This window comes from Nocardia camponoti, assembly GCF_014646135.1.
GTDB classification, from domain to species: domain Bacteria; phylum Actinomycetota; class Actinomycetes; order Mycobacteriales; family Mycobacteriaceae; genus Nocardia; species Nocardia camponoti.
Genome location: NZ_BMMW01000003.1, coordinates 378,515 through 404,918 on the forward strand (window position 1 = coordinate 378,515; position 26,404 = coordinate 404,918).

Here is a 26,404-nt window from a genome sequence, read left to right on the forward strand (position 1 = left end):
GTGAACCGCCCTAAACCAACAACGGGCATAAAGGACACAACGCAGGCGGGTCGTAAAGTTTCCGCTATGGCTGATCCGTCGGTTGCCGATTCCATCCAACGTCACGCCGAGACGGCGCTGCTCGGCGGACCGTTGCGCTACACGCGCGCCCAGGTCGCCGAACAGTCGGGCGTGCCCGAAGCCGATTCGCAACGGCTGTGGACGGCGTTGGGTTTTCCGGCGAATCCCGACGACGAAGTGGACTACACGCAGGCCGACATCACCGCTGTCACCAATTTCCGCAGCATGCGCGTTGTTGCCGCGTCGGATGTGCGGCAGCAGGCGGCAGCGTCACGCACGATCGGTCAGGGCATGGCGCGACTCGCCGAATGGCAGGCCGACCTCGTGCTCGCCGAAATCAAGGCGCGCGCCGAAGCCGCTGACCCCGCGATCCCACTCGACGAGCGGATCAAAGCCGCGACCGATTCGACGATGGCCAGCATCGAGCAGTTGCAGATCTACGTGTGGCGACGGCATCTGAACGCGGCGATCGCGCGCTCGGTCGACGGACCCAACGACGCGCCTGGCGAGTCCCTTCGACACCTCGCTGTCGGATTCGCTGACATGGTCGGTTTCACCCGGTTGACCAGGCATTTGCATCACGACGAACTCGCGACGCTGCTTGAGGCGTTCGAGTCGACAACAACGTCGGCTATCACCGACAACGGCGGCTGGGTGATCAAAAATGTCGGCGACGAAGTGATGTTCGCCGCCGAAACCCCCGAAGCCGCAGCGCATATTTCGTTGGCGATTCAGGAGTCGACGATGCTCGTCGGCGGCACGCCCGACCTGCGCGTCGCGTTCGCCTACGGCGAGGTGCTGCAACGGCTTGGCGATTTGTACGGGTCGGTGGTCAACATCGCCGCGCGGCTCACCGGTGTCGCGCGCCCAGGCAATGTCCTCATCGACGACGCCGCTGCCGCCGCGCTCGCCGACCACCCGGAATTCGCGATTCGACACCTGCGCAGCGTGCGCGTTCGCGGCTTCAATCGACTTCGACCTCATCGATTGCGCTACGCCTAAGGCCCTAGGGTGTTTGCGGTGACGATCACCTGGGACACCGTGCGCGCGAACAATACGGTCTACGCCGACGACGCGGTGCTCGCGTTGAACAAGCCCGCTGGCATCGCGGTGACCGGCGAACGGCACGACACCGACCTTGTTCAGCTAGCAGAAGAGGCCGGAACGAAGCTCTATCCGGTGCATCGGATCGACAAGGTGACGTCGGGTTTATTCCTCGCCGCGACCGACCTAGCAGCCCACGGGCAACTCACCCGACAGTTCGCGAAGCAGACCGCGAACAAGGCGTATCTGGCGATCGTTTCCGGTGCTGACGACCTGCCCGATCGCGGTGAACTCGACCTGCCGCTGAGCGTTGGTCGCAAAAATCGCGTGCGCATCGCGGCTCCGCGCGAGGCGATTATCCGCGAAGGCGACCGCTGGTTCGTCAACGACGACGACCTACTCGCGACGAAGAACTACCCGTCGCTGACGCGGTTTCGGACCGTCGGACGACGCGGTGACCTCGCCGTTGTCGCGCTCGCGCCGGTGAGCGGCCGACGCCACCAGCTGCGCGTTCAGCTCGCGTGGACGGGTCACCAAATTCTGGGCGACCCGCTTTTCGATCGCTCCGAAACCTTCCCGCGCGCGCACCTGCATTCGTGGAAATTGCGTCTCGACGCCGACTGGCTCACTCCCCCGGCTCTTGACCTGTCAGCGACGCCCGACGCCGATTTCTGGCAACCGTTCAGCACCGACGCCGACGAGATCGCCGATCTGCTGACTCGCGCCGCGCAAGATGAATCGTGACACAAACCACAAGGTCTGCTCACCTCCGTCACGCAGCTCACGGAGACGGATATGCCCAGCTCAGCTAGCCTTATAGGGGTGCCAACGGGTTATCTCGGCACACTCTGAACGCAATGGAGCGATCCCCAGAGCAGGAAGCGACTGCCGATGATCCTGGCGGCCCAAATCAGCGACACCCACTTCGACGAAGCGCCCCGCAACCTCGAACGCGCCGAGCGCGCGATGACCTATCTCGCGAGCTTGCGACGCAAGCCCGACGTCATCCTGGTAACCGGCGACATCACCGATTCCGGTAAGCCAGCCCAGTACGCCCAAGCCGCAGCAACCTTGCGCGGGGTTGGTGATATTCCGGTTTACTTCCTGCCTGGCAACCACGATGACCGTGCCGCGTTCCGCACCGCGTTGCTCGACGAGACGCCGTCGACGGACCCCATCAACGGCGCGTACCGGGTTGGCCCGCTCACGGTGTTGATGCTCGATTCGTCGGTGCCTGGTGAGTCGAGCGGACGCCTGGCCGACGACACCCTCGACTGGTTGCGCGAAGCACTGGCCGAAACACTCGACGGGCCGATCCTGCTCGCCTTACATCACCCGCCAAAGTTGTTGCACAGCCCCATCATTGACGTGATTGGCCTAGCTGAGCCGGAAACGCTGGCCGACATCATCGCCGCCGACGACCGCATCGTCGGCACCCTCACCGGCCACGCGCATTCGGCAGCGGCGTCGACCTTCGGCGGCAAACCGCTGATTACGTGCCCGAGCACCGCGTCGGTTTTGGGCGGAGTTTGGGAGGTCGAACCGCCGACGAAGGTCATGGACTACGCGCCGGACCCGATGGTCGCGTTGCACGTCATCGACGAAACCAATTCGCTCACAACCCATTTCCGATCCGTTCCGATCGGCGGCTGGTTGGCGACACCGCTCGCGTAGGAACACGCCAATGTGGAAAATGTCTCAATCAGTGCCGGAGGGGACCGGCCAAGGACCGTCGGTCTCTTCCGCATCGCACCTCAACCACTGGCGATGCACCCGGGGCCCACACGCTGACGACCACGCGCGCCACTGAACGCTCTGGCTGCTGCGGAGCCCGCGAGTTCATTCCCCCGGTCAGCACGCCCTTCACCCATTAAGGATGAACTGAGGATTCGAGGGATACGCCTTTACTCCTGGCAGACTGGACGCGTGACGAAATCGCCGACCGCCCCCTTGCGCGGCCCGTTGCGCCCCATCGAGTTGGCAACCGGGGCCGTGATGGCTGGCCTGACGGTCGGGCTGATCACCGTTGGTTCGCTTGTCCCGTTGGCCGCCGCATTGCAACTGGTCGCCGCCGTGCCGCTCGGGTTGCTCGCCAATCGCTACCGCCTGCGCGCGCTCGCGACCGCCACCGTCGCCGCGTTCCTCGTCACCTTCGTCGCCGCTGGGTTGATGCCTGCGCTCGGCGTGCTCAGTGCCGCGACGATGGGCGGCATCATCGGCGGGGTTCGACGACACGGTCGCGGACTGCCGACGGTCATCGCCCTTTCGGTGGTCGCCGGGCTCGGCTGGGCCGTGATTTCGATCGGGATGCTGTTGGTTTTCGCCAACACGCGCGAACTGGTCTTCGAAGCGATGCGCAATACCGCGAAGGGATTTCAAGACCTGACGGCGAAGGTGTCGCTGCTCGCGCCGCTCGGCGACTTCGCCAATTACCTCACCGTCACGCTGTTGCGCTGGTGGTGGCTGTATTTGGGCAGCATCGTCGCGCTTGGGGTGCTGGTCAGCGCGGTGATTTCGTGGTTCATCCTCGGCACTGTCCTCGACCGGCTCGCGTGGTTGCCCGGCAGCGACCGACTCGACGCGCCGACCGACGACCGCCCGGTCGACCCGCTGCCCGTTCGCCTGCACGATGTTGGTTACCGCTACCTGGGCACCGACGTCGACGCGCTCGCCGACATCAACCTGGTCATCAACCCGGGCGAATTCGTCGCTGCCGTCGGCCACAACGGGTCAGGCAAATCCACGCTCACCCGCATCCTCGCTGGCCTCCCACCGACCAGCGGATTCGTCGATCGACCTGGCTCGGCCGGGCTCGGGCAAGCGGGCGGAACCGCGCTCGTGTTGCAACGGCCCGAAAGTCAAACGCTCGGCGTTTCGGTCGCCGACGACGTCGTTTGGGGCCTGTCCGCAGAACTAGCGGCAGAGGTCGACGTCGACGGCCTGCTCGCCGAAGTCGGCCTCGACGGCATGGGCGCGTTCGAAACCGCGACGCTGTCCGGCGGTCAACAGCAACGCCTCGCCGTCGCCGCCGCGCTCGCCCGCAAACCCGCGCTCCTGATCGCCGACGAAGCCACGTCGATGATCGACCCCGACGGCCGACGCGACCTGGTCACGCTGCTCGCGAAACTGCCGCGTCGCCACGGCACCGTAGTCGTCCTGGTGACGCATCACGAAGCCGACGCCGCAGCTGCCGACCGGGTGATCCACCTCGCGAACGGCCGCACGGTCGACCACCTGCCGAGCTGGCCGCAGCCACGCCACACCCAGCGCAGCCGACCAACCGCCGAACCGCTGCTCACTCTGCGCGGGGTCAAGCACACGTACAACCGGGGAACGCCGTGGGAAGCGGTCGCGCTGCGCGGCGTCGACCTGACTGTCCATCGCGGCGAAGCCGTGCTGATCGTCGGCGGCAACGGTTCAGGCAAATCGACGCTGGCGTGGGTGATGGCCGGGCTCATCGCGCCCAGCGTCGGCACGTGCGAACTGCGCGGCAAGCCCGTCGCGGACCAAATCGGGAAAGTGGCTCTCGCCTTTCAACATTCGCGCCTGCAACTCCAAAAACAAACGGTCGGTGCCGAAATCGCGGATTGGGGTGGTCACGCGACCGGCTCAGCGGCAGTTGCCCGCGCACTCGACGCGGTCGGCCTTGATCGCCGATTCGCCGCCCGGTCGATCGAGGAACTCAGCGGCGGCCAAGCCAAGCGGGTCGTGCTCGCCGCGATGGTCGCGAGTGCGCCGCAGGTTGTCGTCCTTGACGAACCGCTCGCCGGACTCGACCCGCACGGTCGCGCGGAAGTGGTCGAACTGCTTGCGCGCCTTAGAGATTCGGGCTGGACGCTCATCATCATTTCCCACGACGTTGGCGACGTGACCGCGTTATGCGATCGCACGGTCGTGCTAACCGGCGGCTTCATCGAGACCAACCTGCGCGAAAGTGAGTCGCTGCGATGAGCATGGTGTTGTTGCGCGAAGTGCCGGTCGACTCGCCGATCCATCGACTGTGGGCTGGCACGAAAATGATCGCGGCGTTCGCGCTGAGTCTGTTGCTGATGTTCTTTCCCGGTTGGTGGGTGCTCGGTCTGGTCACCGCGTTTCTCGCGGTGGTGTGGCTGATCGGGCGGATTCCACTCGGCGCGCTCCCCCGCTTGCCGCTGGCGTTTTGGGCGCTTGTCGTCGTCGGCGCGCTGATCAACGTGCCGGTCGGGCTGAAAGCAGTCCTCGGCTACACGCAGATTTTCGTTTTCGGGCTCGTCTTAGTTGTCGCGTCACTGGTCATCGCGCTCACTACCCCGATGGGCGAGATCGCGCCCGCACTCGCGACACTCGGCAAACCGCTGCGCAAACTTGGCCTGCCCGTTGAGGAATGGGCCGTCGTCGTCGCGCTCACGCTGCGCGGCCTTCCGTTGCTGCTCGACGAGATTCGCGTGTTGCGTGCCGCTCGCAAGCTGCGGCCGAAGGGCACCTTCGCGCAGCGCGCGGCTGACAACAACGGACTCATCGACATTCTCACCGCGTGCATGGCCGTCGCGAGTCGTCGTGCGGGTGAACTCGGCGAGGCCATCACCGCGCGCGGCGGCACTGGGATGCTCACCGCGCACCCGTCGCGGCCGTCCGGGCGTGATGCTGTGGCGTTGCTCGTTGTCGCCGCGGTGTGCGTGGGCGGTGTCGCGCTTGGCCTGCTGACCTAGCTCGCGCCGTTGCCGCGTTCGCACAGCTCGACGGGCGATACTGTCCCACGTGAGCCACACCACCGTCCCCGCGTGGCGGCAACCCACCGAAGGTGAGTCGCGACTAGCCGCAGGCAGCGCCATCGTCGTCGTGATCGCCTTCCAGTGGCTACTGCCCGGCAAACTCCTGCCGCAACCAGCATGGATTTTGCCGCTACTCGAAGCAGCGTGCTTGGTGATCTTGATGATCGCCAACCCGAGCCGCTTAAGCCGGGCTGAACCGTGGGTGCGCGGCCTGAGCCTCGTGCTCGCTGGCGTGATCACCATCGCGACGATCGTCTCGACCGTCCGATTAATCGACACCATCGTCGCGGGCACCGCCGACAAATCCGCGAGTGTGCTGCTTGGCTCTGGCGCGATGATTTGGGCGACGAATGTGCTCGCCTTCTCCCTCTGGTACTGGGAGTTCGACCGTGGCGGCCCGGCAGCACGCGCCAATGGCATTGAGCCAGAACCCGACTTCCTCTTTCCACAAATGCAGGACCCACAAAACAAACTGGTTTCCAAGGATTGGCGACCCGAGTACTTCGACTACCTGTACCTGTCGTTCACCAACGCGGCGTCGTTCGCGCCCGCTGACGTCTTACCACTTTCGCGCTGGTGCAAGATGATGATGATGGCGCAAGCGATCATTTCGCTCGCCCTTACCGCGATGGTGATTTCGCGCGCGATCAACATCCTCAAGTAGTTACTGATCATTCATCCGCGCAAAACCCTTGAGCCCACTATGGTTGCCGTCGCGTCATGCTTCTTCCTGCACGTCACCTGGTGAAAAAGGGGAATGTAGTTGATGATCTTCCGCAAGCTCGCCGCAGCCACTATCCCGGCCGTCGCGGCGGTAATTGTCGGCACGGGCACCGCTGCCGCCGAACCGACAACGCCCGATGTCGGCTATCGCGCCGAACTAGTTGGCAACACCGTCATCACCACGCTCGTCAATGGGACTTTCGAATTAACTCCGGACGGCGTTGAGATCCGCGACAAGTCCGGGGCCGCGCTGATCGCCATGCCACTTTCCGTGCGCGACGGCACTTTTGAGTATCCGCTGCCGCACGCGGTGCGCGCGGACAAGAGCGTGCTGGAAATCACCGCGGTCAAGGATGTCGCGAAGGCCGTCCCGAACGCCACGCCGGTCGCTTCGCCTGCCGAAAACCTCTCAGCACAAAGCAACTTCTCGTCGACGTTCGGATTGGCAACGGCCGTCGGCGGTTTCATCGGAACAGGCATTGGCGCGGTGATCGGCTTCACGGTTGGGCTTCTGTTCGGTGGCATTGGCGCGATTCCCGGCCTCATCACCGGAGCCTCCGTTGGCGGCATCATCGGCACGCTCGTCGCGGGCGGCCCCACCCTGGTCATCGCTGGCCTCGACCTGATCAACACTTACAACGCGCCGCCCGGAACCACGAAGTGGGCGCCTAAAACGAACTGAGATATCGGCCGACCCGCAACCGAGTGGGTCGGCCGTTCTCTGTGACTCAGTTACGGATCGCGCCCTTAGCCGCGTCCTGCGCCGCATCGACCTGACCAGCGAACTTGCCGCCGGTCTTCTCGTCGACGACGTCGCCTGCCTTCTCGATCACTCCATCGACCTTGTCCGCGTGCTGAGCGGCCAGGTCCATCGCTTTACCCGCAAGGTTTTTGAAATCCATAGCGCAACCCTAGCAACCATCCAGCGTCCGCGCCGACCGAATCACTTGGGCCACTTCGTAACCCCATCCCAGACCGGATGCCACAGCCTGCCCGAATCGGTCCATGCTTGAAAACGCACGATGCCTTCCAGCTCAGGTTCGACCCAGTGCGCGTCGCGTTTCTCGTCGGCCGTCATTGGGCTGGTGAAAGGCGAAGTGGGGCGCGCCAATTCACGCAGCGCTGCCCCGATGCGGTCCTGCTGCTCATACCCGAAACCAGTGCCAACGCGACCGACGTAGATCAGCTGGTCACCCTCGCGCACCCCGAGCAGCAGCGATTTAAATGGCCGCTTCTCGCTGGCACGCCAGCCGCCAACGACGACTTCTCTTGTGCGCCAATTACGTTCCTTGATCCAGTTGGGGCTGCGTTTGCCCGGCGTGTAGCGCGAATCGAGCCGCTTCGCAACGACACCTTCTTGCCGCTGATCCCGACTGAGCCGCATCGCGAGCTTGCCCGGGCCCGGCGACTGCGGTTCGACGTGTAGCGAAGGGGCAAGTCGGCCAAGCATTTCCAACACAACGCGACGGTCGGAATAGCGTTTGTCGAGCAGCAACGTGCCGTCGAGGTAGAGAAGATCGAAGGCGACGAACACCGCGCGGGGAGCGTCGGCTTGCAGCGCGGCGATGTCGGACAGCCCGTCGGCATTGAGCACGACCGCTTCACCGTCGAGGACAGCATTGTGGCCAGCAAGCTCATCGACGATCGCGGCGAAACGCGGGTAACGCGTGGTCACGACGTTGCCGTTGCGGCTGCGAATCGTGAGCTCGCCGTCGTCGAGTTCGACAATCACGCGGAAGCCGTCCCACTTCGTTTCGAAACTCCAGCCCTCACTCGGCAAGCCTTCGACGTCGCCGGGGCTGGCCAGCATGGGCCGGAGGCCACGTGGAAACGCCGTTTCCACTGGCTTTTGTTCGGCAGGCTGATCGCGCATTTTGTGCATGAGCCACTGGTCGCCCTTGGTTCGAATGAACGCGTACCTGCCGTGCAATTTGTCACCGTCGAAGTCGACAATCACCTCGTCATCGCGCCATTTCTCCGGCGTGTACGTGCCGCGATCCCAGATGGTCATCGCGCCAGCGCCGTACTCGCCTTTCGGGATGGTCCCGTGAAAGTCGAGGTATTCGAGCGGGTGATCTTCGGTACGCACAGCCAGGCGATTGTGTTTCGGATCGGTTGGCGGCCCCTTTGGCACAGCCCACGAGGCGAGGGTGCCGTCATGTTCGAGGCGCACGTCGAAGTGCAGGCGGCGCGCGTGGTGTTCCTGGACGACGAACTGGTCGTCGGAACCCGTGCGTGGCGGGGTTGCCGGGACCGGTTCGGGCGTCCGAGCCGGGTCGCGCATGCTCCGGTATTTCGTGAGCGGATCGGGGCGAAGGGGCGGGTCGAGCCCGGCAAGCAGGTCGCCGTCTTGCGCGAACCGGGCCAGCACCTGTTCAAATGTCAACTGGCGCAATGCTTTCGCGTCTTCGATCTCGGCCCACGTCCGAGGTGCGGCAGCCATCGGGTGCGGACGACCGCGCATCGAATAGGGCGCGATCGTGGTTTTGGCCGCGTTGTTTTGACTCCAGTCGAGAAAGACCTTGTCGACGCGCGCGGTCTTTGCCATTGTCGCCGTGACCAGTTCCGGATGCAGCTGCTGCAAGTTCTTCGCTACCTGCTTGGCGACCGTCGACGCGCCCGCCGAATCAACCTCGCGTTCCAGCGGCACGTAGACGTGAATTCCCTTGCTGCCGCTGGTAACTGGGTAGGCGCGCAAACCAATCTCAGCGACCATGTCGCGCACGGCGAGCGCCACCCGCGCACACTCGACTAGTCCAGCGCCCGGCCCAGGGTCGAGGTCGAACACGATGCGCGTTGCCGGACCACGTTCGTCGTCAACGAAACGCCACTGCGGCACGTGAATTTCCAGCGCGGCCTGCTGGCCAAGCCACGCGAGCCCAGCCTGCGAATCGAAAACGGGATAAACAACCTCGCGATTGGAATGCTGCACGGCGACGCGATGAATCCATTGCGGCGCACTTGCTGGCAGATTTTTCTCAAAGAAATCGGGGTGATCGACCCCATTCGGCCAGCGCTTGCGGGTGGCAGGCCGCCCGGCGATATGCGGCAGCATCGCGGGCGCGATGGCCGCGTAATAGGCGATGACCGCGCCTTTGGTGGTGCCTGTCTCGGGGTAAAGGACTTTATCGAGGTTGCTGAGCTCGACCTCGATGTCGGGTTGACCCGGTGCTCCCGCGAACTCCTCGGCGACCATCGCGGCCGATTGCGCGACTCAGTCGCGGGGATCGCAGCCTGACCAGCGACGACCCCCGTACTGAATCAGGCAGGCGAACCAGGAGTGGTCGGCGGGTTGTTAGGCGGAGTCGGCGGCGTTGCCGGCTTCGGCGCGGGCGGCGGAGTGGCAGTGCCGCTCGCACCTGCGGAGCGGGGGTCGGTTGGCACGGCCTTCTTGGCAGCCTCGGTGGCCTTACCAATCTTGTCGCTGTACTTGCCCTTGGTCTTCTCGTCGATGAAGTCGCCAGCCTTGTCGACCGCGCCAGTGATCTTGTCGGCGTTCTGCTCTACCGTTTCCTTGCCCTTGTCGAACAAGCCCTTCAAGTTATCAACGAAGCTCATCTGCGAGGTCCTTTCGCGTTGTGGCCGTCACTCCACATTTTTCCACCACGAAACCCGTGGTGGAAGGTCATTCGGAACGACGCGCTGTCCCGGCTTGGGAACGACCACCTGGGTGCCAGCCGCATCGGCTGCCGCGACCAGCCGATCGACCGGTTCGCCCCATTCGTGGAACGCGAGGTTAAAGGTGGCCCAGTGAATCGGCACGAAGACGCCGTAGCTCGGATCGCCAAGGTTCAGGTCGGCGTGGGCGCGCACCGCTTCCTCAGGATTCATGTGCACATCAGTCCAGCGGTGGTCATAGGCACCGATGGGTAGCAGCGTGAGGTCGAACGGACCGAGCACCGCGCCCGCCTGCGAAAACGCCTTCGTGTACCCGGTGTCGCCACCGAAATAGACGCGCTTGGTTGGGCCAGCGAGCGCCCACGAGGCCCACAGCGTGGTGTTGCGAATAAGTCCGCGACCGGAAAAGTGGCGTGCCTCAGCGCAGGTGATCGTGAGACCGCCGCTGTGCGCGCCCGCCGAACGACCAACAACGACCGAGCCACCCCAGTCGAGTTCGATAATGCGGTCTTCCGGCACACCCCACAGACGCAGGTGCGCGCCGATGCCGACAGGAACGACGAACGGCGCGAGCTGCTTGCGAACGAGCGCTTCGACCGTTGCTTTATCGAGGTGGTCGTAATGGTCGTGGGAGATGATGACCGCGTCGACCTTGGGAATGTCGGTGAGCGTGCCGGGCACCGGATGCAGCCGCGAAGGGCCGATGAGCGGTGACGGCGAAACCCGTTCGCTCCAGACGGGGTCGGCGAGCACGCGGAAACCGTCGACTTCAACGAGCGCGCTGGCGTGGCCGTACCAGGTAACCGCCAGGTCGGCGGCCAATTCTGGCGGCTCGGGCCGAACAAGCGGGACAGGCCCCGGCGGGCGACCAGCGCGGCCCTTCGTGAGCCCCGACCACAGCAGCGACGCGGTAGCGCCGGCGGCGAGCATGCTCGACGGCTCGGTGTTGTGGAAGCGACCGTCGCGATACGACGACTTGCCCGCCGCCGTTGGCTCGATTTCGGAAGTACGCGCGCCGATGGCGCCAGGTAGGCCCCACGCGGCGCGCGCGAGAACCCCGAGCCCCAGTGCGCTCGCCAACGCCTTCACCGCACTCGGGGCCCGCATCATCGACCCACGAACTTGGCTGGACGCTTTTCCTTGCGAGCCAGTCGGCCCTCTTGCGCGTCTTCGCTCTGCCATGCGGCGGCGAGCGCCGCGCGTAGCTCGGGACCGCCGGGAGTTCGGGTGTCGTCGTCGTTGAGCATGAGCTTCATGGCTTGCAGCGAAAGCGGGGCGAGCGCGGCGATGGACTTTGCCCAATCTTGGGCGTCGGCGAGCGTGCCGAGCTTGTTGGCGAAGCCGTAGCTGTAGGCGTCGCGCGCCGAAACCGATTCAGCGCCAAGCAAAATCGTGCGAGCTGGGCCGCCGCCGATCAGCGAAACCAAGCGCCGAACGGTCCATTCATCAACGGAGATACCAAGTTTCGCAGCGGGAACCGCGATGAAGGCATCGGGCTCGATGACACGCAGATCCGACGCGATGGCCAACTGCACACCAGCGCCAAGCGCACCGCCGTTGATGGCCGAAATGACCGGCACTGGAACCGATTCGATGGTGTGCAGCATGTCGAGCAAACCATCGATGAAGGTCTGCGAGTACACGCCAGACAGGTCGGCACCCGCACTGAAGATCGGGCCACGGCCGGTGAGCACGATGACGCGCGCACCCGCGGCGACCGCTTCGAGCAAGGCCCCGCGCAGCGCGGCGACCAACTCTTCGTTGAGCGCGTTGCGCCGATCTTCCCGTTGCAATTCGATGGTGACCACATCACCATCACGCGTCACGCCGAGCATGCGTCCCTCCGGGGTTAATGGATACCTTCACTCTGCCACAGCAGTGTGACAACTAGTCGAGGCCAGCTTTGAAGACCGAGGGGTCGGGGCCGATTCGGTCGCCTTTGTCGAGGGGGCTCAACGCTTCCATCTGCGCCGGAGTGAGTTCGAAATCGAACACATCGAAGTTCTCGGCGATCCGCGATGGGGTCACCGACTTCGGGATAACGATGATGCCCTGCTGCAAATGCCAGCGAATGATGACCTGGGCCGGCGTGCGACCGGTCTGCTGCGCGACGCCGACAATCGTCGGGTTGTCGAGGAGTTTGCCCTGGCCGAGCGGACTCCACGCTTCGGTCGCGATGGCGTGATTGTCCTGGTACTGCCGCAATTCGCGCTGCGCGAGCGTGGGGTGCAGTTCGATCTGATTCACCGTTGGGGTGACGCCGGTCGCGTCGATGAGCGTTTCCAGGTCAATCACGCGGAAGTTGGAGACGCCGATCGAGCCGATCCGGCCGTCGGCCTGGAGTGCCTGCATCGCGCGGAAGGTGTCGACGAATTTGTTCGCCGACGGCACTGGCCAGTGAATGAGGTAAAGGTCGAGGTAATCGAGGCCTAGTCGTTCCATTGACGCGTCAAAAGCGCGCAGCGTTGAGTCGTAGCCCTGGTCGGCGTTCCATAGCTTTGTCGTGATGAACAAGTCGTCGCGCGGGATGCCCGACGAACGGACCGCTTCGCCAACGCCCTTCTCATTGCCGTAGATCGATGCGGTGTCGATGCTGCGGTAACCAACTTCGAGGGCGGTAGACACGACTCCGGCGACCTGATCCTCGGGCACCTGGAACACGCCGAACCCCAGTTGGGGAATCACGTTCCCGTCATTGAGCACGATGGTGGGGACAGAACTAGCCTGGCTTCGGAAGGTCACTCAAGCGACGGTAGAAGCGTCTACGCTGCACGTCAACGAAGGCGGGCGGTGTGTTTCTCGGCGATACCGAGGCGACGGTAACGGTTGTGCCTGCGTTCGCGCAGTTCGTCGGGGGTCTCGGCGCGTAAGTCGGCGAGCTCGTCGGCGATGGCGAGAACAGTACGCAAAGCGAAGTCAACGGGTTCAGTTGCCGCGTCTGGGTTTTCGTCGATGATGCGGTCGACGATGCCGTCGTTGAGTAACTCAGCCGAGCTAATGCCCTGTGCGTCAGCCAGTTTCGGGGCGTGAGCAGTGTCACGGTAGACAATCGCGCTTGCCCCTTCGGGCGGCAGCGGCGCGAGCCAACCGTGCCGGGCGGCGAGCACGCGATCGGCGGGCAGCAGCGCGAGCGCGCCGCCACCGGTGCCTTGACCGAGCAATACCGCCAGCGTCGGCGTTTCCAACGTCACCAAATCGGCCAAGCAGCGGGCGATTTCGGGCGCGAGGCCACGTTCTTCCGCTTCCTTCGACAACGCGGCACCGACGGTGTCAATCACGGTAACCAGCGGCAGTCGCAGTTCCTGCGCCAATGCCATCGCGCGCCGCGCTTCGCGCAAAGCCGCTGGGCCCATTGTTTGTTCGCCATCTTGGCCAGTGCGGTCATGGCCGAAAACCACGCACGGCTGCCCAGCGAACCGGGCGAGCGCGAGTACACACGTGCGGTCAGTTTCGCCCTGCCCGGTCCCGCTCAGCAGCACGCGCTGCGTTGCGTGCCGCAGTAGGTCACGCAATCCTGGCCGGTTCGGCGAGCGGGAGATGAGAACCGAATCCCACGCGCTCACTTCCTCGGTCGAGCTCGGGGCGTCACGAATCATGTTTGCCCACTGTGGTTCACGCGGCTCGACAACATCACCGCTCGCGACACTCAACGTGCGATGGGCGATGCGACGAAACACCGGCCCCGTAACAACGCCGTCGATGACACCGTTGCGGTAGAGGCTTTCCGCAGTCTGCACGCCTTCGGGAAAGGGCTTGCCGTACAACGCCTCATACACGCGCGGACCCAGAAACCCAATCAGCGCACCAGGTTCGGCGAAAGTGATGTGGCCAAGCGAACCCCACGACGCGAAAACGCCGCCCATCGTCGGGTTACGCAGATAGACCAGATACGGCAGACCCGCCCGCTTGTGCATCGCGACCGCACCAGCGATCTTGATCATCTGCACGAAGGCAATCGTGCCCTCTTGCATTCGAGTGCCACCCGAAGTCGGCGACGCGATGAGCGGCAGGCCAAGTTCGGTCGCCCGTTCAACGGCCGTCACGATCCGCTCAGCGGCGGCAACGCCAATCGAACCAGCGAGGAAGTCGAACTCGCACGCGATGATCGCGACCCGACGCCCACGAAGCCGACCTTCGCCCGTGACAACCGACTCGTCCGTGCCCGACCGCTGTGCGGCTTTCGCCAGCTCAAGCTGGTATTCGGGCGACGGATCAACATCGAGCGGGGACCCATCCCAGCTCACGAACGAATCGGTGTCGAGCAGTTGTTCGATCAGCTCATTGGCCGAGGTCCGCATGGGGTGAGGATGCTACCTCAGTAGCCCTGCATCACCTTGCGCAGCGCGTACTCGGTGAGCTGAACGAGCGCCTGCTTCGCAGGCTCCCGACGACGCGCGTCGATGGACATGATCGGCACGTCAGCGGACACAGCGAGTGCCTGCCTGATGTCTTCAAGCGGGTACTTCGGCGCGTCATCAAACTCGTTGAGCGCGAGCAGGAATGGCAGCCCGCGCGCTTCGAAGTAGTCGACAGCCGCGAAGCTGTCCTCAAGCCTACGGGTGTCGACAAGCACAACCGCGCCAATCGCGCCGCGGATGAGGTCGTCCCACATAAACCAGAACCGGTACTGACCTGGCGTACCGAACAGGTACAAGACCAGGTCGTCGGCAAGGCTGATTCGACCGAAGTCCATTGCCACCGTGGTGGTCGACTTCTGGGGAATCCCAGTGAGGTTGTCGATGCCGGTACTCGCGTTGGTCACCAACGCTTCGGTGCGCAGCGGAACAATCTCCGACACCGCGCCGACCAACGTCGTCTTACCGACACCGAAGCCACCGGCGACAACGATCTTCGCCGAAGTCGGCTTGCTCGTGCGGGTGTCGACCTGCGCCGTCGAATCAAATACGCCGGAGTCCACTGAGAACCCTTTCGATCAGCTCGCGACGTTCATCGTCGCTGGAATCGTCTTTCAAAGTCGCCGAAACCCGCACATGACCAGCCTCGATGAGGTCGGCAACGAGAACGCGGGCCACCCCAATCGGGATAGTCAGCTGGGCAGCTATCTCGGCGACGGACGGCGATTGCCTGCACAACTCAACGATGGATGTCTCGAGGTTGTTCAGTTCGTACTGCCGCTCCATGGCGACCGGATGCGATGCGACAAGCGCCTCCAACGCCAACTCAACCGCCGGCCTGGTGCGACCGGCAGTCAAGGAGTAAGGGCGTACGAGGCTAGGCTCGGCGCTTCCCATGCGGTGATCGTCTATGTCCATCCCACCATCAGGAACCCATCGTGACGCGTGGTGTGGCCTGGACGGTCTGGCCCACACGCTCGACCAACAAAGCCATTTCGTAGCCGACCTGACCAATGTCACACGAGGTGTTGGTCAGGACCGCCAAGTAGGAACCGTCGCCCACTGCCATAAGCAGTAGGTAGCCGTGCTCCATCTCGACGACGGACTGCAGTACCGTACCGCCTTCGAACAGATTCGACACACCGACGGAAAGGCTGGCAAGGCCAGCGGTGACAGCGGAAAGCTGCTCAGCACGGTCAACCGGAAGCTGGGCGCTCGCCGCCATCAGTAGGCCATCAGCCGAGACCAGGACGGCATGGGCTACGCCAGGAACCTCGTTGGCGAAGTTCGAAACCAGCCAATCCAGCTGACGGTTCGTACCACCTAGATCGGGGTTCATCGGTCTCCTTTATCTCCGGTTAGGTTCATTGCCTTCATTGCGCGGCCATCCCGGACGCCCTGCTGGTGACGACTCAGACTGGACCTGATGGTTTCGGGATCGCGCGACGGCGTGCGATCGGCGGCACCGGCCACACCGCCTGGCACAAGTCGAACACCAGGGTTGCGCTGGGGCAAGCCTGCTGCGGTTCGCACCTCAGGCTTGGCCTCGCTGGCCGCGCGAGCAGCCTGCCAACCTTCGTCACCGGGCGATTCGAAGGCAGCTGCCGCTTGCGACCGATCGGAGTTCTCATCCGTCAGCCACGCCGACATCATTTCCGCGAAGATTGGCGTTCCGCCCATCACGGAATCACCCTCGGGTGCCGGCTGCAACCTGGTTTGGAAGAACGACGCGGTCTTGGTCGGGTTAGACCGGTAACTGTGTCGACCCGGATCGCGCCCTGCCGACGCAGCACTCTCCGGCCCAACAGGCGCTACGGAATCCCGTTGCGGCAGTGCCACACCGGGGCCAGCGTTGGCCTGCGGGACAACAGTAGCGCCGGGATCTCGTTGCGGCAGCCCATTCGGACCAGGTTGCCCTGCCGCGGGGGCGCGGGTTGGGCGGACGGTCGGCAACGGACCGCTAAGCGGATCGTTCTTGACCTGCGGCAACGGGCCGCTGAGCGGGTCGATCTTGGGCAGACCGCCGGTGTTGTCGCGGTGCGGCAGGCGGGCTACCGGTTCGCGGGTGCTGCGCTGCGGAGCCGCCGGGTCGCGTTGCGGCAAGCCGTTGGCGTCGTCGCGCTGCGGGGCGGTGTCGCGCTGGGGCGCGCCACGCTGCGGCAGGCCCGATGCGGGGTCGCGTTGCGGAAGTCCGCCGCTGACGTTGTCGCGTCCGCCGCGCTGCGGCAGGCCCGAATCCCGTTGCGGGAGACGGCCATTGGCGTCTTCGCGCTGCTGAGCCGACGAATCACGTTGCGGGGCATTCGCTTCGGTGTCGCGCTGCGGCAAGCCCGTCGCGGCACCGCGCTGCGTGAAGGCAGCACCGGGATCGCGCTGGGGCAGACCACCGTTGGCGGGGGCGCCACGTTGCGGGCTGTTGGTGCCGTCGCGCTGGGGTAGCCCAGTCGACGGATCACGCTGCGGGAGACCGCCATTGGCGCTGTCGCGCTGCGGCAAGCCCGATGCGGGATCGCGTTGCGGAAGGCCACCGTTGGCGCCACCACGCTGCGGCAGGCCGGTCGACGGATCACGCTGGGGCAGACCGCCGTCGGCACCTTCACGTTGCGGGCTATTCGCGCCACCACGCTGCGGGAGACCGGTCGACGGATCACGCTGGGGTAGCCCGGTCGACGGACCACGCTGCGGCAAGCCACCATTCGCACCGTCGCGCGATGGCGCGCCGTTCGAACCTGGCGAGCGCTGCGGCAAGCCGCCCGACGCGCTCCCCTGCTGCTGACCGGGACCGCCAGGCGCTGCCGGACGCGACGGCGCACCGTTCGCACCCGGCTGACGCTGCGGGAGTCCGCCAGCGAGCGACTGCGGCGCGTTGGCCGGCTGCTGATCGCCTGCGGGCGCACCCGAACCGCCGAGGCCGGGACCACCGAGGCCGGGACCGTTAGGCCCACCCGGCCCCGCAGGCGGACGCGGTCCACCAGCGAGGTTGCGCTTCGGGAGTGCCGCCGCGGCGAGCTTGCCGCGCTGCGGCGCATTCGCGGGCGGGTTCTGTCCGGCAGGGCGCAACGTGGGCGCCGACTGCTCGGCGGCATCCTGCTGCAAACCAGTCGCCATCGAATTGCCCGGCTGACGCTGCGGCAATGTGCCGCCCTGGCCGGTCTGAATCGGACCGCTGACACCTGGGTCGACGGTCACCATCACGTTGCCGCCAGGCGTGCGGGTGATGGCCCGCGTCTGCATGGTCGACGGCTGCTGCGGCTGCTGAGGTGCGGCCTGCTGCTTGTTCTGGTTTTGGTTCTGCGGGTTCGGTCGAACCGGCTGCGCGACGGCGGGAACGCCCTGGCCCGCGCCACCACCGGAAACGATGAGGCCGACCGGTACGTGCACCGTCACAGTGACGCCAGGGTCGCGCGCGGTGTCGAACGTCGGACGCAGCCGCACGGTGAGCCCGTGGCGTTCCGCGAGACGACCAACAACGAAGAGACCCATGTGACGCGCGGTGTCGGGACCCGGTTCCGCCGTCTGCTCAAGGCGACGGTTGATCTCGGTCATCTCGACCGGCGGCATACCGATGCCACGGTCAGCGACCTCGATCAGCAGACCCTGGTCGTGTGCTTGCGCGAAGGTGAACTTGACGTCGGTCTCCGGCGGCGAAGCGCGGAGCGCGTTGTCGAGCAACTCGGCGAACAGGTGCGCCATATCCGATGCGGCAGGTTCGACGAGCGAACCGCGCGGAGTGGCACCAAGCTTGACGCGCTCGTAGTCCTCAACCTCGGAAATCGCGGCGCGAAGGACGTCGGCGATTTCGACCGGAGCCGACTTCGTTCGACGCTGCTTAGTACCGGCGAGGATGAGCAGGTTGTCACCGTTGCGGCGCATGCGCGCGGCGAGGTGGTCGAGGCGGAAGAGGTTTTCGAGCAGACGCGGGTCTTTTTCGTCGTACTCCATCGCCTCAATCAGCGTGAGCTGATGATCGACGAGCGACTTCGACCGACGCGCGAGCGTCTCGAACATGTCATTGACCTGCGAACGCATCTGCGCCTGGTCGCTCGCGAGGCGAAGCGCCTGGCCGTGGATGTCGTCGACAGCGCGAGCGAGCTGACCGATTTCCTCATCAGAGCGAACCGGCATCGGCTCAAGCGGCACGTCTTCGGGAGCGGCACCGTTGCGGAGCTGGGCGACCTCGTGCGGCAGGTCGGATTCGGCGACGCGCAGCGCGGCCAAGCGAAGCCGGTGCAGCGGCACGATCATCGAGCGCGCGACGAAGACCGCGAGCAAAAGCGCGGCCATGATGGTCGCGATAACGACGGCGGTGTAGGTCCATGCGCCAGTTGCTGCCGAGCTGGACAGCTGGTCCATCGCCGACTTGATCGCGGTTGCCGACTCACCAACGACAGCCTGATAGTTCGCGAGGCTGGCGTAGGCGGAATTACGAACGTCGCCGACGGGGAGCTTGCCCGCCTGCAGTTCAGGCCCGCTCAGCATCGAAGCGCGTAGATCAGCCTGGCTCTTGAGATCGGCGATGACCCGGTCACCGTCGGGGAAGCGGTTACCAAGCACGTCGAGCAGGTGACGTTCGGTGGCGACGCTGGCCTGGAAGTGCGATAGGCCCGTAGGGATTCCGCGTAGCAACTCGACGATCGCGGCAACCTGGCCAACGAGCACTGAACGGGTATTCAGCGTGTCGACCAAGCGCAGCTTGACCGAGTCCATGACCGGGTCGCTGACCTGCGAAAGCGTGGTCTCGACAATGTCGACGCTGTCGCGACGAACCTGGTCGACACCAGCGAGCGCGGTGTCGGAGGCAGGGGCCGGCGTCTTGCCTTGGGCGCGCACGTTCTTGGCAGCGCCGATCATGCTTTCCAGCGCCGAATGCGCTTTAGGCAGCGCGACGAGCTTGGGCAGCGCCTGCTCGGCAGCGACGGTTGCCGCGTCCAGGTCGGTCAGGTCCTTGTCGTTGACAAGGCTGACACCCGGTCCCGCAGGCACCAACTGGCTGCCGACGACACGCGCGTACGCGGCACTGAGCCCAGTGACCGACGGCAGCGTGTCGACCTGCTGATTGATTCCCGACAGTCGATTGGCCTCCGAGAACTCAGAGGTAATTCTCGACACGCCGAGCCCGACCGCGACCGCGAGAGGCACGGCCAAGACGGCCGTAACCTTCCAACGCAAGTCCCAGTTGCCGAGCGCCCAGCGCTTGCTGCCGGACCTAGCGGCGTCACGCATCTCCCACTCACTTTCCAAACTGGCCTCGTATACCAAGCGGTCTACCAAGCACGCCCGCGACGCTTCACTTACGTGAAGACGACTCGCTCGGCGGTACTTGGCCGAGACTTGCGGCTGGCCGAGAAATTGCGTCTACGACTGCCTTAATAAGTGACATCAGATTCTAACGGATCAATAACTTCTTGGCTGACTCCCGGTAGAGGTCCGCGCGATGACCAGCCTGTTGTGGGCAAAACCAAAGGTCGCGGCACCGCATCGGGTGACGCGTGAAGTCTGCCACAATCATCAGGATCTATCGAGCGGGCATCGAAGCGAGGCTAGGGAGTCACGGGCGTGGACCACGAACACGAGTACCGACCGGTCTATCAGACCAGTCTGGTTGACCCGGATGAGTTCTGGTCTACCGCAGCTCAGAGCATTGATTGGGACGTTGAACCAACCCAGATTGTCGATACAACAGACAAGCGTTCGGCCCGCTGGTTCCCGGACGGTCGACTGAATACGAGCGTTAATGTCCTTGACCGTCACGTCGCGGCGGGGACTGTCGCCGAGGGTGGACGCGCCGATCAAGCAGCCTTGATATCGATCTCGGCTATGACCGGTGAAACCACCGTTTACACGTACGAAGAATTGCTTGCCGAGGTCGCGCGTTTCGCGGGCGCTATGCGTGATTTGGGCGTGACCACCGGCGATCGCGTCGTGATCTATCTGCCGATGATCGCCGAAGCAGTGATCGCCATGCTCGCGTGTGCTCGGATCGGCGCTGTTCACTCGGTGGTTTTCGGCGGATTCGCCCCGCCAGAATTGGCCGCGCGCATCGACGACGCGGAACCGGTCCTGATTATTACCGCGTCTGGTGGGCTCGAACCGACGCGTCGGGTTGAGTACCCGCCGATCGTGATGGCCGCGCTCGACCTCGCGGCGACCAACTCGGTCCGCACGGTCATCGTGAAGCAGCGCCCACAATTTCCCACGATCGAATTCCCAGCGCCGCAGCCCGCGACCGACGTTTTGCCGTCGTCGGAGCAGACCATCGCCGCGCGGTGGGTCGATTTCGATGCCGCGATCGCCAACGCCGAGCCGGCCGAGCCGGTGTCGCTCGCGGCGACCGATCCGCTCTACATCCTCTACACATCGGGCACGACGGGGAAGCCAAAGGGCGTCGTCCGCGACAACGGTGGTCACGCGGTCGCGCTCGACTGGTCGATGCGCAATGTTTACGACGTTGGCCCAGGTCAGGTGATGTGGGCGGCGTCGGATGTTGGCTGGGTCGTCGGCCACTCCTACATCGTTTATGGGCCGCTGCTCGTTGGCGCGACAACAATCCTTTACGAGGGCAAACCCGTCGGCACCCCAGACGCTGGCGCGTTTTGGCGCATCGTCGAAGAGCACGGCGTGCGCGTGTTGTTCACCGCGCCGACCGCGCTGCGTGCGATTCGCCGCGCCGATCCCGAAGCCAGCTTCGCTAAGCGCGCCGACCTTTCGGGCATGCGCGCGCTGTTTTGCGCTGGCGAGCGCCTCGATCCCGCGACGTTCCAGTGGGCATCGGAAGTGCTGCTGGGCGACTACCCCGACATCCCCGTCATCGACCACTGGTGGCAGACCGAAACCGGTTGGCCGATCTGCGGTAATCCGCTTGGCCTGCAACAACTTCCGGTGAAATCGGGTTCGTCGTCGGTGCCGATTCCCGGTTATCGCCTGCGCGTGCTCGACGCGAACGGCAATCCGGTGCCCGCCGGTGTCGAGGGAAACATCGTCATCGGGCTGCCGCTCCCGCCCGGCGCGCTGACGGGCTTGTGGCGCGACCGCGACCGGTTCGTCGCGTCCTACCTTGCCGCGTTCCCCGGCCATTACCTCAGCGGCGACTCGGGCTATTTCGACGAGGACGGCTATCTTTTCGTGCTCGGTCGCAGCGATGACGTCATCAATATCGCAGGTCACCGCATTTCGACCGGCAGTATCGAAGCCGCGATCGCCGGGCACGACGCCATCGCCGAATGCGCTGTCGTTGGCGTCGCCGACGACATCAAGGGCACGTTGCCGCTTGCGTATGTGGTGCTCAAGCAGGGCGTCGAGGTCGAACCCGACCAACTGCGTGCTGAGCTCATCGAACGGGTGCGCGGCCAGATCGGCGCGATCGCGCCGCTGTCGGACGCGATCATCGTCACCGGACTGCCGAAAACCCGTTCCGGCAAGATTCTGCGCAAGACAATTCGGCAGCTCACCGCGGGTGAACACCCCGAAACGCCCGCGACAATCGAAGACCCATCGGTGCTCACCGCACTCGCCGACCGCATTCTCGCGCTCAGCAACCCGGGCCGTTTCGAAACGGAATCCGGCGCTGGTTCCGACGACGTCGCGACGACGCTTGGCACGCCGACGCCCTAGTCAGCGCGCGGCTCTAGGCTGGTCACCGTGAGCGAACGCACTGGTGACTCTCCCCTTGTCCTCGTTGTCGATGACGACGAGGACGTGCTGACCTCGGTTGAACGCGGACTTCGCCTATCGGGCTTCGATGTCGCTGTCGCGCGCGATGGTGGTGCCGCGCTGCGCAGCGTGGCATCAACGAGCCCGGACGCGGTTGTGCTCGACATGAACATGCCCGTGCTCGACGGTGCTGGCGTCGTGACGGCGTTGCGCGCGATGGGCAATGACGTGCCGATTTGCGTGCTCAGCGCCCGCGCTTCCGTCGACGACCGCATCGCGGGGCTGGAGTCTGGCGCCGACGACTACCTGGTTAAACCGTTTGAATTGGCCGAGCTGGTTGCCCGGATTCGGGCGCTGCTGCGCCGCCGAACCGACTCGGCCGACCCTGCCGCGTCCGGCGATTTGATCACCGTTGGACCACTGCGACTCGACGTCGCCGGGTATCGCGCACTGCTGCACGGCAACGAAATCGAACTAACCAAACGCGAATTCGAATTGCTCTCTACGTTGGCGCGCAATGCCGGGGTAGTGCTCACCCGCGAACGGCTGTTGGAATTGGTATGGGGTTACGATTTCATAGCTGATACGAATGTGGTTGATGTGTTTGTCGGTTATCTGCGACGCAAACTCGAAATTGACCAAACCCCACGCATTTTGCACACGATTCGCGGAGTGGGTTTCGTACTCCGGGAATCGAAATGATGTTTCGTCGCTCGAAAAGTGGTCCGCGCCAATCTTTTTCGCTACGCACTCGCGTCGCGGGCGCGGCGGCGGCGGGTGCGATTGTGATCGTTACCATCGCGGCGTTCGTGAGTTTCCAAGCGATTGAACGCAATAACGTCACTCAAACCGATCAGCAGTTGGAAATCGCTTCGCGCATCGTGCTGATCGAGCCGGTGTTGGCGACGGGGTTCGTGAATCTCACCGGCCTGCAAAATACGATGGCGCTCACCGTGCGCGACAAAGGCCAAGTCACGGCGTCGAGTTCAACACAGTTGCCTGATTTGTCGCCTGGGTCGCGCACGATCGAGGTGAATGACGTGCCCTATCGGGTGCTCACGACCACCGAGAATCAGCCCGACGGGCGAACGGTTTCGCTTGGCATTCCAGCCGCTCAGGCGGCGAAAGCTACTGCCGAGCAGCAACGTTGGGTGTTGCTGGGTGCCGCGATCGCCGTCGCTGCCGCTGCCGCGCTTGGCTGGCTGCTTGCCGGGCGCGCTGTCCGGCCGATCGTGCGGCTCACCAAGCAGGTTTCCGAGCGCAGTTTGGTGCCCGACCCGGACAACCCCGCGACGCCGGTCGACGGGTCGGGTGTCGACGAGGCCGTCAAGCTCGCTGACGCGGTGAACACGATGCTCGCGCGGGTCGACCAGGCGCAAGCCGAAACCGCTGCCGCGTTGGAAACCGCGCGCGACTTCGCCGCCGTCTCAGCACACGAACTGCGTACGCCCCTCACGGCTTTGCGCACCGACCTTGAGGTCCTGCGCACGCTGCACCTCACCGACGAGCAGCGCAGCGAAATCCTCGCCGACCTCGCGCGCAACGAAACCCGTGTCGAGACAACGCTTTACGCGTTGGAGCGCCTGGCGCGTGGCGACCTAACCGCCGAAACCGATTATGTGCCAACCGATGTGGCTGACCTGTGCGACCAGTCCGCCCACGATGCGATGCGCCACAACCCGAGCCTGTCGGTCTCTATCGACACCGATCCCGAGCTCGTCACACGGGGCCTGCCCGCCGGACTGCGCCTCGCTGTCGACAACGCGCTCACCAATTCGGTGCGACATGGTGGCGCGACGCAGGCGATTGTGTCCGCGCACCGAGTCGGCGACCGGTTCATCATCGCCATCGATGACAACGGACGCGGTCTCCCCGCCGACGAACGCGAGGCGGTGTTCCAGCGGTTCTTCCGGGGCAGTCGCGCGAGCAAGGGCGGTTCGGGCCTTGGCCTCGCGCTTGTTGCACAGCAGGCCCAATTACACGGCGGCACAGCATCTTTCGAAGACAGCACGTTGGGCGGTGCGCGGCTGGTGATCAACCTGCCGCTGCGGCCAGTGTGAACGCGAACGGCCCGCGGTCGTGCTGACCGCGGGCCCGTTCACAAGCAGTTCGTTACGGCAGCACCTGGGGCACCAGGTCCGGGCGAACCAGCCCGACGAACGCGCCGATCATCGCCCACCACAGGCCAGCCGAGAGGCCGAGCACCGGCAGGCAGGCGAGGTAGCCGACGATGAACGCCGCGAGCGACGGCAGGCAGATGATCGCGGCCAGGATGACGCCGAAGGTCGCCCCAGCGGCGGCGCCGTTGGGAACGGGGTCATGGTTGGCCGCGTCCGGGTTGGTCGCGATGTTCTTGAGCTCGGCCTCGGTGTCAGCGGAGAACACCGGGGCGAGCTGGATGCTCTTGGCGTCATCAGCAACGACAGCCGCGAACGAGATGGTGTTGCCGCCAACCGTCGGGACGGCGAGCGGAACCTCAGCGACAGTCGCGCCAGCGGCGGAGATGACGCGCGCCTTGGTCGCGTTCGGCTCGATGACGAAGGTGCCGTTGTCGACCGACGCGCTGATCAGGCGCAAATCGGGGGAGACCGAGGTCTTGAAGCCGACCCCGTTGTCGACCCCGGTCGACGAGAGTCCGGCGGCAATCTTCGACTGATCAACGACATCGGCGGCGGCGGTGCCCGTGGTGACGAGGCTCGTCGCGACGGCAAGCGGCAGTGCGGCGATAGCAATGCGACGGCTGGTCGCGATGGTGCGGTTAAACATGGTGATGACAAACCCCCAGATGGGAAACAAGATCAAGTACCGGGAATTTGTACCAAACAGGACAGAATACGTCAAAGCTACTGCGGCGCAACGAGATACCCCGTATTGTCAATAAATCGTCAACTATGCGTCACCACACGCAATACCCTTCCTCACTGAACTCTCAGACCTCTCCCAGTGCCCAGCCCATTTAGGGCGTTACGGTCGGGGCGTGATCGTTACTCGTGCCCGCGTGGCCATGCTTGTCGCCACGACGCTCGTTGTCGGTGCCGCTGGGTTCGGGCTTAGTGCTTGTTCTTCCTCCTCTGCTGATTCACCGACCGGGTTCGCGCTGGTCAACGCCGATTCCGGGCCAACCGGCGAACGGGTTGCCAAGGCCGTGCAGGACGCGGGCGGCTACGAGTGGACCGTCGCCAAGCCCGGCGAGGTCGACCCGGCGAACTTCGCCGCCGTGATCACGCTGCCCGCCGACCTCACCTCCTCGATGGCCACGCTGGCGACAGCCGACCCGAAACGCGCGAAGGTGACGGTCGCGTCGCACGCCGGTGCCGACGAGGCGGTCGTGAACGGTGCCGTCGACGTGGTGACGCACCGCATCGGCGCATCCGGTGTCGACGCCGCGCTAGCCGCCGTTTCCCAGGCACGCAACCAGATGACGTCGGTGCAGTTCACCGCCCAGTTGCTGAACGCGGGCGTGTCAGCGGCTGCCGACGGTGCCAACCAGTTCAGCGGAGGCGCGCAGCAGATGCTCGGCTTCCTGAATTACGCGAAGCAGGGCGCTGGCGAACTCACCTCGGCGATCGACCTGCTCAACCAGACGGTCGACGGTGCGACCAAGCAGGCAACCCAGCTCGCTGACGCGCTCAGTGCGACGGGCGTGACTGTCGCGGGTGTGCAGAAGAGCGCTGCCGCGCTCGGTACGGGTCTCGACCAGATCCTCCCCCTTCTTCGTGGACTCCCCTTCGCCAACGACCCGCAGCTCGCCGACATCATCACCAAACTTGACTCGCTCAAAACCGTCTCCGCGCAGGCTGGCACCCAGCTCGACGGCCTGAGCGAACTGACCGGTGCCGCGGTCGACCCCAACACCGACCTCGGCACGTTGCTGCGGACGGTGGTAACCCGCTTGACGAGCGCCCGCGCCCAGCTCGCACAGGGTGCGGAACTGGCCAAGGGGTTGCCTGCCCTCGCGGATCAGGGTGGGACGCAACTCCTTTCGGCCGTTGAGCAACTGACCGGCGGCGTTGGCGCACTGCAGAACATCGTTGGCAATCTGAGCAACCAGACGAACCAGGCCCTAGCCGCACTGCCCCAACGCGGCGCGGCTCAGCAATCGGCTCTAGCACTGGCTTTGACCGACCCGGTTGAGGTTGTGCGCGAATAAGTTTCACTGATTGGGCGGCATCCCAACGTGATGCGGCCACCAGCTCCCACCCT

23 protein-coding genes are annotated in these 26,404 nt (G+C 64.8%); 11 read left to right on the forward strand and 12 right to left on the reverse strand.

All coding sequences use genetic code 11. The features are described 5' to 3' along the window. The first annotated feature begins 66 nt into the window (after nucleotides 1-66). The 7 genes from IEX78_RS16575 to IEX78_RS16605 all read left to right on the forward strand — a co-directional run bounded on the left by IEX78_RS16575 (nucleotide 67) and on the right by IEX78_RS16605 (nucleotide 7,260). Complete coding sequence (locus IEX78_RS16575; protein WP_188829897.1) at nucleotides 67-1,062, forward strand: adenylate/guanylate cyclase domain-containing protein; 996 nt, start codon at nucleotides 67-69, stop codon at nucleotides 1,060-1,062. 18 nt (nucleotides 1,063-1,080) lie between these two features. After that, nucleotides 1,081-1,848 (forward strand): RluA family pseudouridine synthase, encoded by a 768-nt coding sequence (locus IEX78_RS16580; protein WP_188829898.1) that lies wholly within the window; start codon nucleotides 1,081-1,083, stop codon nucleotides 1,846-1,848. A gap of 147 nt (nucleotides 1,849-1,995) precedes the next feature. Then, nucleotides 1,996-2,778 (forward strand): metallophosphoesterase, encoded by a 783-nt coding sequence (locus IEX78_RS16585; RefSeq protein WP_188829899.1) that lies wholly within the window; start codon nucleotides 1,996-1,998, stop codon nucleotides 2,776-2,778. 252 nt (nucleotides 2,779-3,030) lie between these two features. Next, nucleotides 3,031-5,055: an ABC transporter ATP-binding protein gene (locus tag IEX78_RS16590; protein ID WP_373291603.1), complete on the forward strand. Its 2,025-nt coding sequence runs from the start codon at nucleotides 3,031-3,033 to the stop codon at nucleotides 5,053-5,055. Next, nucleotides 5,052-5,792, forward strand: coding sequence for a CbiQ family ECF transporter T component (locus IEX78_RS16595; RefSeq protein WP_188829900.1), 741 nt, complete (start codon nucleotides 5,052-5,054; stop codon nucleotides 5,790-5,792). Before IEX78_RS16590 ends, IEX78_RS16595 begins: the two co-directional genes overlap by 4 nt. Nucleotides 5,793-5,841: 49 nt before the next feature. Beyond that, a complete protein-coding gene (locus tag IEX78_RS16600; protein WP_188829901.1) occupies nucleotides 5,842-6,519 on the forward strand; it encodes a DUF1345 domain-containing protein in 678 nt (225 codons plus the stop codon). Nucleotides 6,520-6,621: 102 nt separating this feature from the next. Beyond that, on the forward strand, nucleotides 6,622-7,260 hold the full coding sequence (locus IEX78_RS16605) for a DUF8020 domain-containing protein (protein WP_188829902.1): 639 nt from the start codon (nucleotides 6,622-6,624) through the stop codon (nucleotides 7,258-7,260). 46 nt (nucleotides 7,261-7,306) lie between these two features. On the opposite strand, the gene IEX78_RS16610 is transcribed toward IEX78_RS16605, so the two are convergent. The 11 genes from IEX78_RS16610 to IEX78_RS16660 form a co-directional block, all read right to left on the reverse strand. Continuing rightward, nucleotides 7,307-7,480 carry an antitoxin gene (locus tag IEX78_RS16610; protein ID WP_188829903.1) on the reverse strand — a complete coding sequence of 58 codons (174 nt, stop codon included), beginning with the start codon at nucleotides 7,478-7,480 and terminating at the stop codon, nucleotides 7,307-7,309. Nucleotides 7,481-7,521: 41 nt separating this feature from the next. After that, nucleotides 7,522-9,774, reverse strand: a complete 2,253-nt coding sequence (locus tag IEX78_RS16615; RefSeq protein WP_188829904.1) for an ATP-dependent DNA ligase — start codon at nucleotides 9,772-9,774, stop codon at nucleotides 7,522-7,524. A 65-nt stretch (nucleotides 9,775-9,839) separates the two neighbouring features. Then, on the reverse strand, nucleotides 9,840-10,136 hold the full coding sequence (locus tag IEX78_RS16620) for an antitoxin (protein WP_188829905.1): 297 nt from the start codon (nucleotides 10,134-10,136) through the stop codon (nucleotides 9,840-9,842). Nucleotides 10,137-10,163: 27 nt separating this feature from the next. Further along, nucleotides 10,164-11,303 carry an MBL fold metallo-hydrolase gene (locus IEX78_RS16625; protein WP_188830248.1) on the reverse strand — a complete coding sequence of 380 codons (1,140 nt, stop codon included), beginning with the start codon at nucleotides 11,301-11,303 and terminating at the stop codon, nucleotides 10,164-10,166. Beyond that, nucleotides 11,303-12,031: an enoyl-CoA hydratase gene (locus IEX78_RS16630; protein WP_188829906.1), complete on the reverse strand. Its 729-nt coding sequence runs from the start codon at nucleotides 12,029-12,031 to the stop codon at nucleotides 11,303-11,305. The genes IEX78_RS16625 and IEX78_RS16630 overlap by 1 nt, the downstream gene beginning before the upstream one ends. Before the next feature lie 52 nt (nucleotides 12,032-12,083). Continuing rightward, a complete protein-coding gene (locus IEX78_RS16635; protein WP_188829907.1) occupies nucleotides 12,084-12,938 on the reverse strand; it encodes an aldo/keto reductase in 855 nt (284 codons plus the stop codon). Between the two features lie 32 nt (nucleotides 12,939-12,970). Beyond that, nucleotides 12,971-14,494 (reverse strand): carboxyl transferase domain-containing protein, encoded by a 1,524-nt coding sequence (locus tag IEX78_RS16640; protein WP_188829908.1) that lies wholly within the window; start codon nucleotides 14,492-14,494, stop codon nucleotides 12,971-12,973. Nucleotides 14,495-14,511: 17 nt separating this feature from the next. Next, entirely contained in the window at nucleotides 14,512-15,114 is a 603-nt protein-coding gene (locus IEX78_RS16645) for a GTP-binding protein (protein ID WP_188829909.1), read from the reverse strand. Next, nucleotides 15,095-15,469: a DUF742 domain-containing protein gene (locus tag IEX78_RS16650; protein ID WP_188829910.1), complete on the reverse strand. Its 375-nt coding sequence runs from the start codon at nucleotides 15,467-15,469 to the stop codon at nucleotides 15,095-15,097. Before IEX78_RS16650 ends, IEX78_RS16645 begins: the two co-directional genes overlap by 20 nt. 7 nt (nucleotides 15,470-15,476) lie before the next feature. Then, the gene (locus IEX78_RS16655) at nucleotides 15,477-15,890 is read right to left on the reverse strand and encodes a roadblock/LC7 domain-containing protein (RefSeq protein ID WP_011207200.1); all 414 of its coding nucleotides are present in this window, start codon (nucleotides 15,888-15,890) and stop codon (nucleotides 15,477-15,479) included. Beyond that, nucleotides 15,887-19,774: an ATP-binding protein gene (locus tag IEX78_RS16660; RefSeq protein WP_188829911.1), complete on the reverse strand. Its 3,888-nt coding sequence runs from the start codon at nucleotides 19,772-19,774 to the stop codon at nucleotides 15,887-15,889. The genes IEX78_RS16655 and IEX78_RS16660 overlap by 4 nt, the downstream gene beginning before the upstream one ends. 333 nt (nucleotides 19,775-20,107) lie before the next feature. On the opposite strand from IEX78_RS16660, the gene IEX78_RS16665 reads away from it, so the two are divergent. The 3 genes from IEX78_RS16665 (at nucleotide 20,108) to IEX78_RS16675 (ending at nucleotide 24,261) form a co-directional block, all read left to right on the forward strand. Next, nucleotides 20,108-22,162, forward strand: a complete 2,055-nt coding sequence (locus IEX78_RS16665; protein ID WP_188829912.1) for an AMP-binding protein — start codon at nucleotides 20,108-20,110, stop codon at nucleotides 22,160-22,162. A 27-nt stretch (nucleotides 22,163-22,189) separates the two neighbouring features. Further along, the gene (locus IEX78_RS16670) at nucleotides 22,190-22,903 is read left to right on the forward strand and encodes a response regulator transcription factor (protein ID WP_188829913.1); all 714 of its coding nucleotides are present in this window, start codon (nucleotides 22,190-22,192) and stop codon (nucleotides 22,901-22,903) included. Nucleotides 22,904-22,986: 83 nt separating this feature from the next. Beyond that, a complete protein-coding gene (locus IEX78_RS16675) occupies nucleotides 22,987-24,261 on the forward strand; it encodes a sensor histidine kinase (RefSeq protein WP_308426548.1) in 1,275 nt (424 codons plus the stop codon). 52 nt (nucleotides 24,262-24,313) lie between these two features. On the opposite strand, the gene IEX78_RS16680 is transcribed toward IEX78_RS16675, so the two are convergent. Next, nucleotides 24,314-24,967, reverse strand: a complete 654-nt coding sequence (locus tag IEX78_RS16680; protein WP_188829915.1) for a DUF8020 domain-containing protein — start codon at nucleotides 24,965-24,967, stop codon at nucleotides 24,314-24,316. A gap of 211 nt (nucleotides 24,968-25,178) precedes the next feature. Between IEX78_RS16680 and IEX78_RS16685 the strand changes: the two genes are divergently transcribed. Beyond that, nucleotides 25,179-26,351, forward strand: coding sequence for a YhgE/Pip domain-containing protein (locus IEX78_RS16685; RefSeq protein WP_188829916.1), 1,173 nt, complete (start codon nucleotides 25,179-25,181; stop codon nucleotides 26,349-26,351). Nucleotides 26,352-26,404 lie beyond the last annotated feature (53 nt).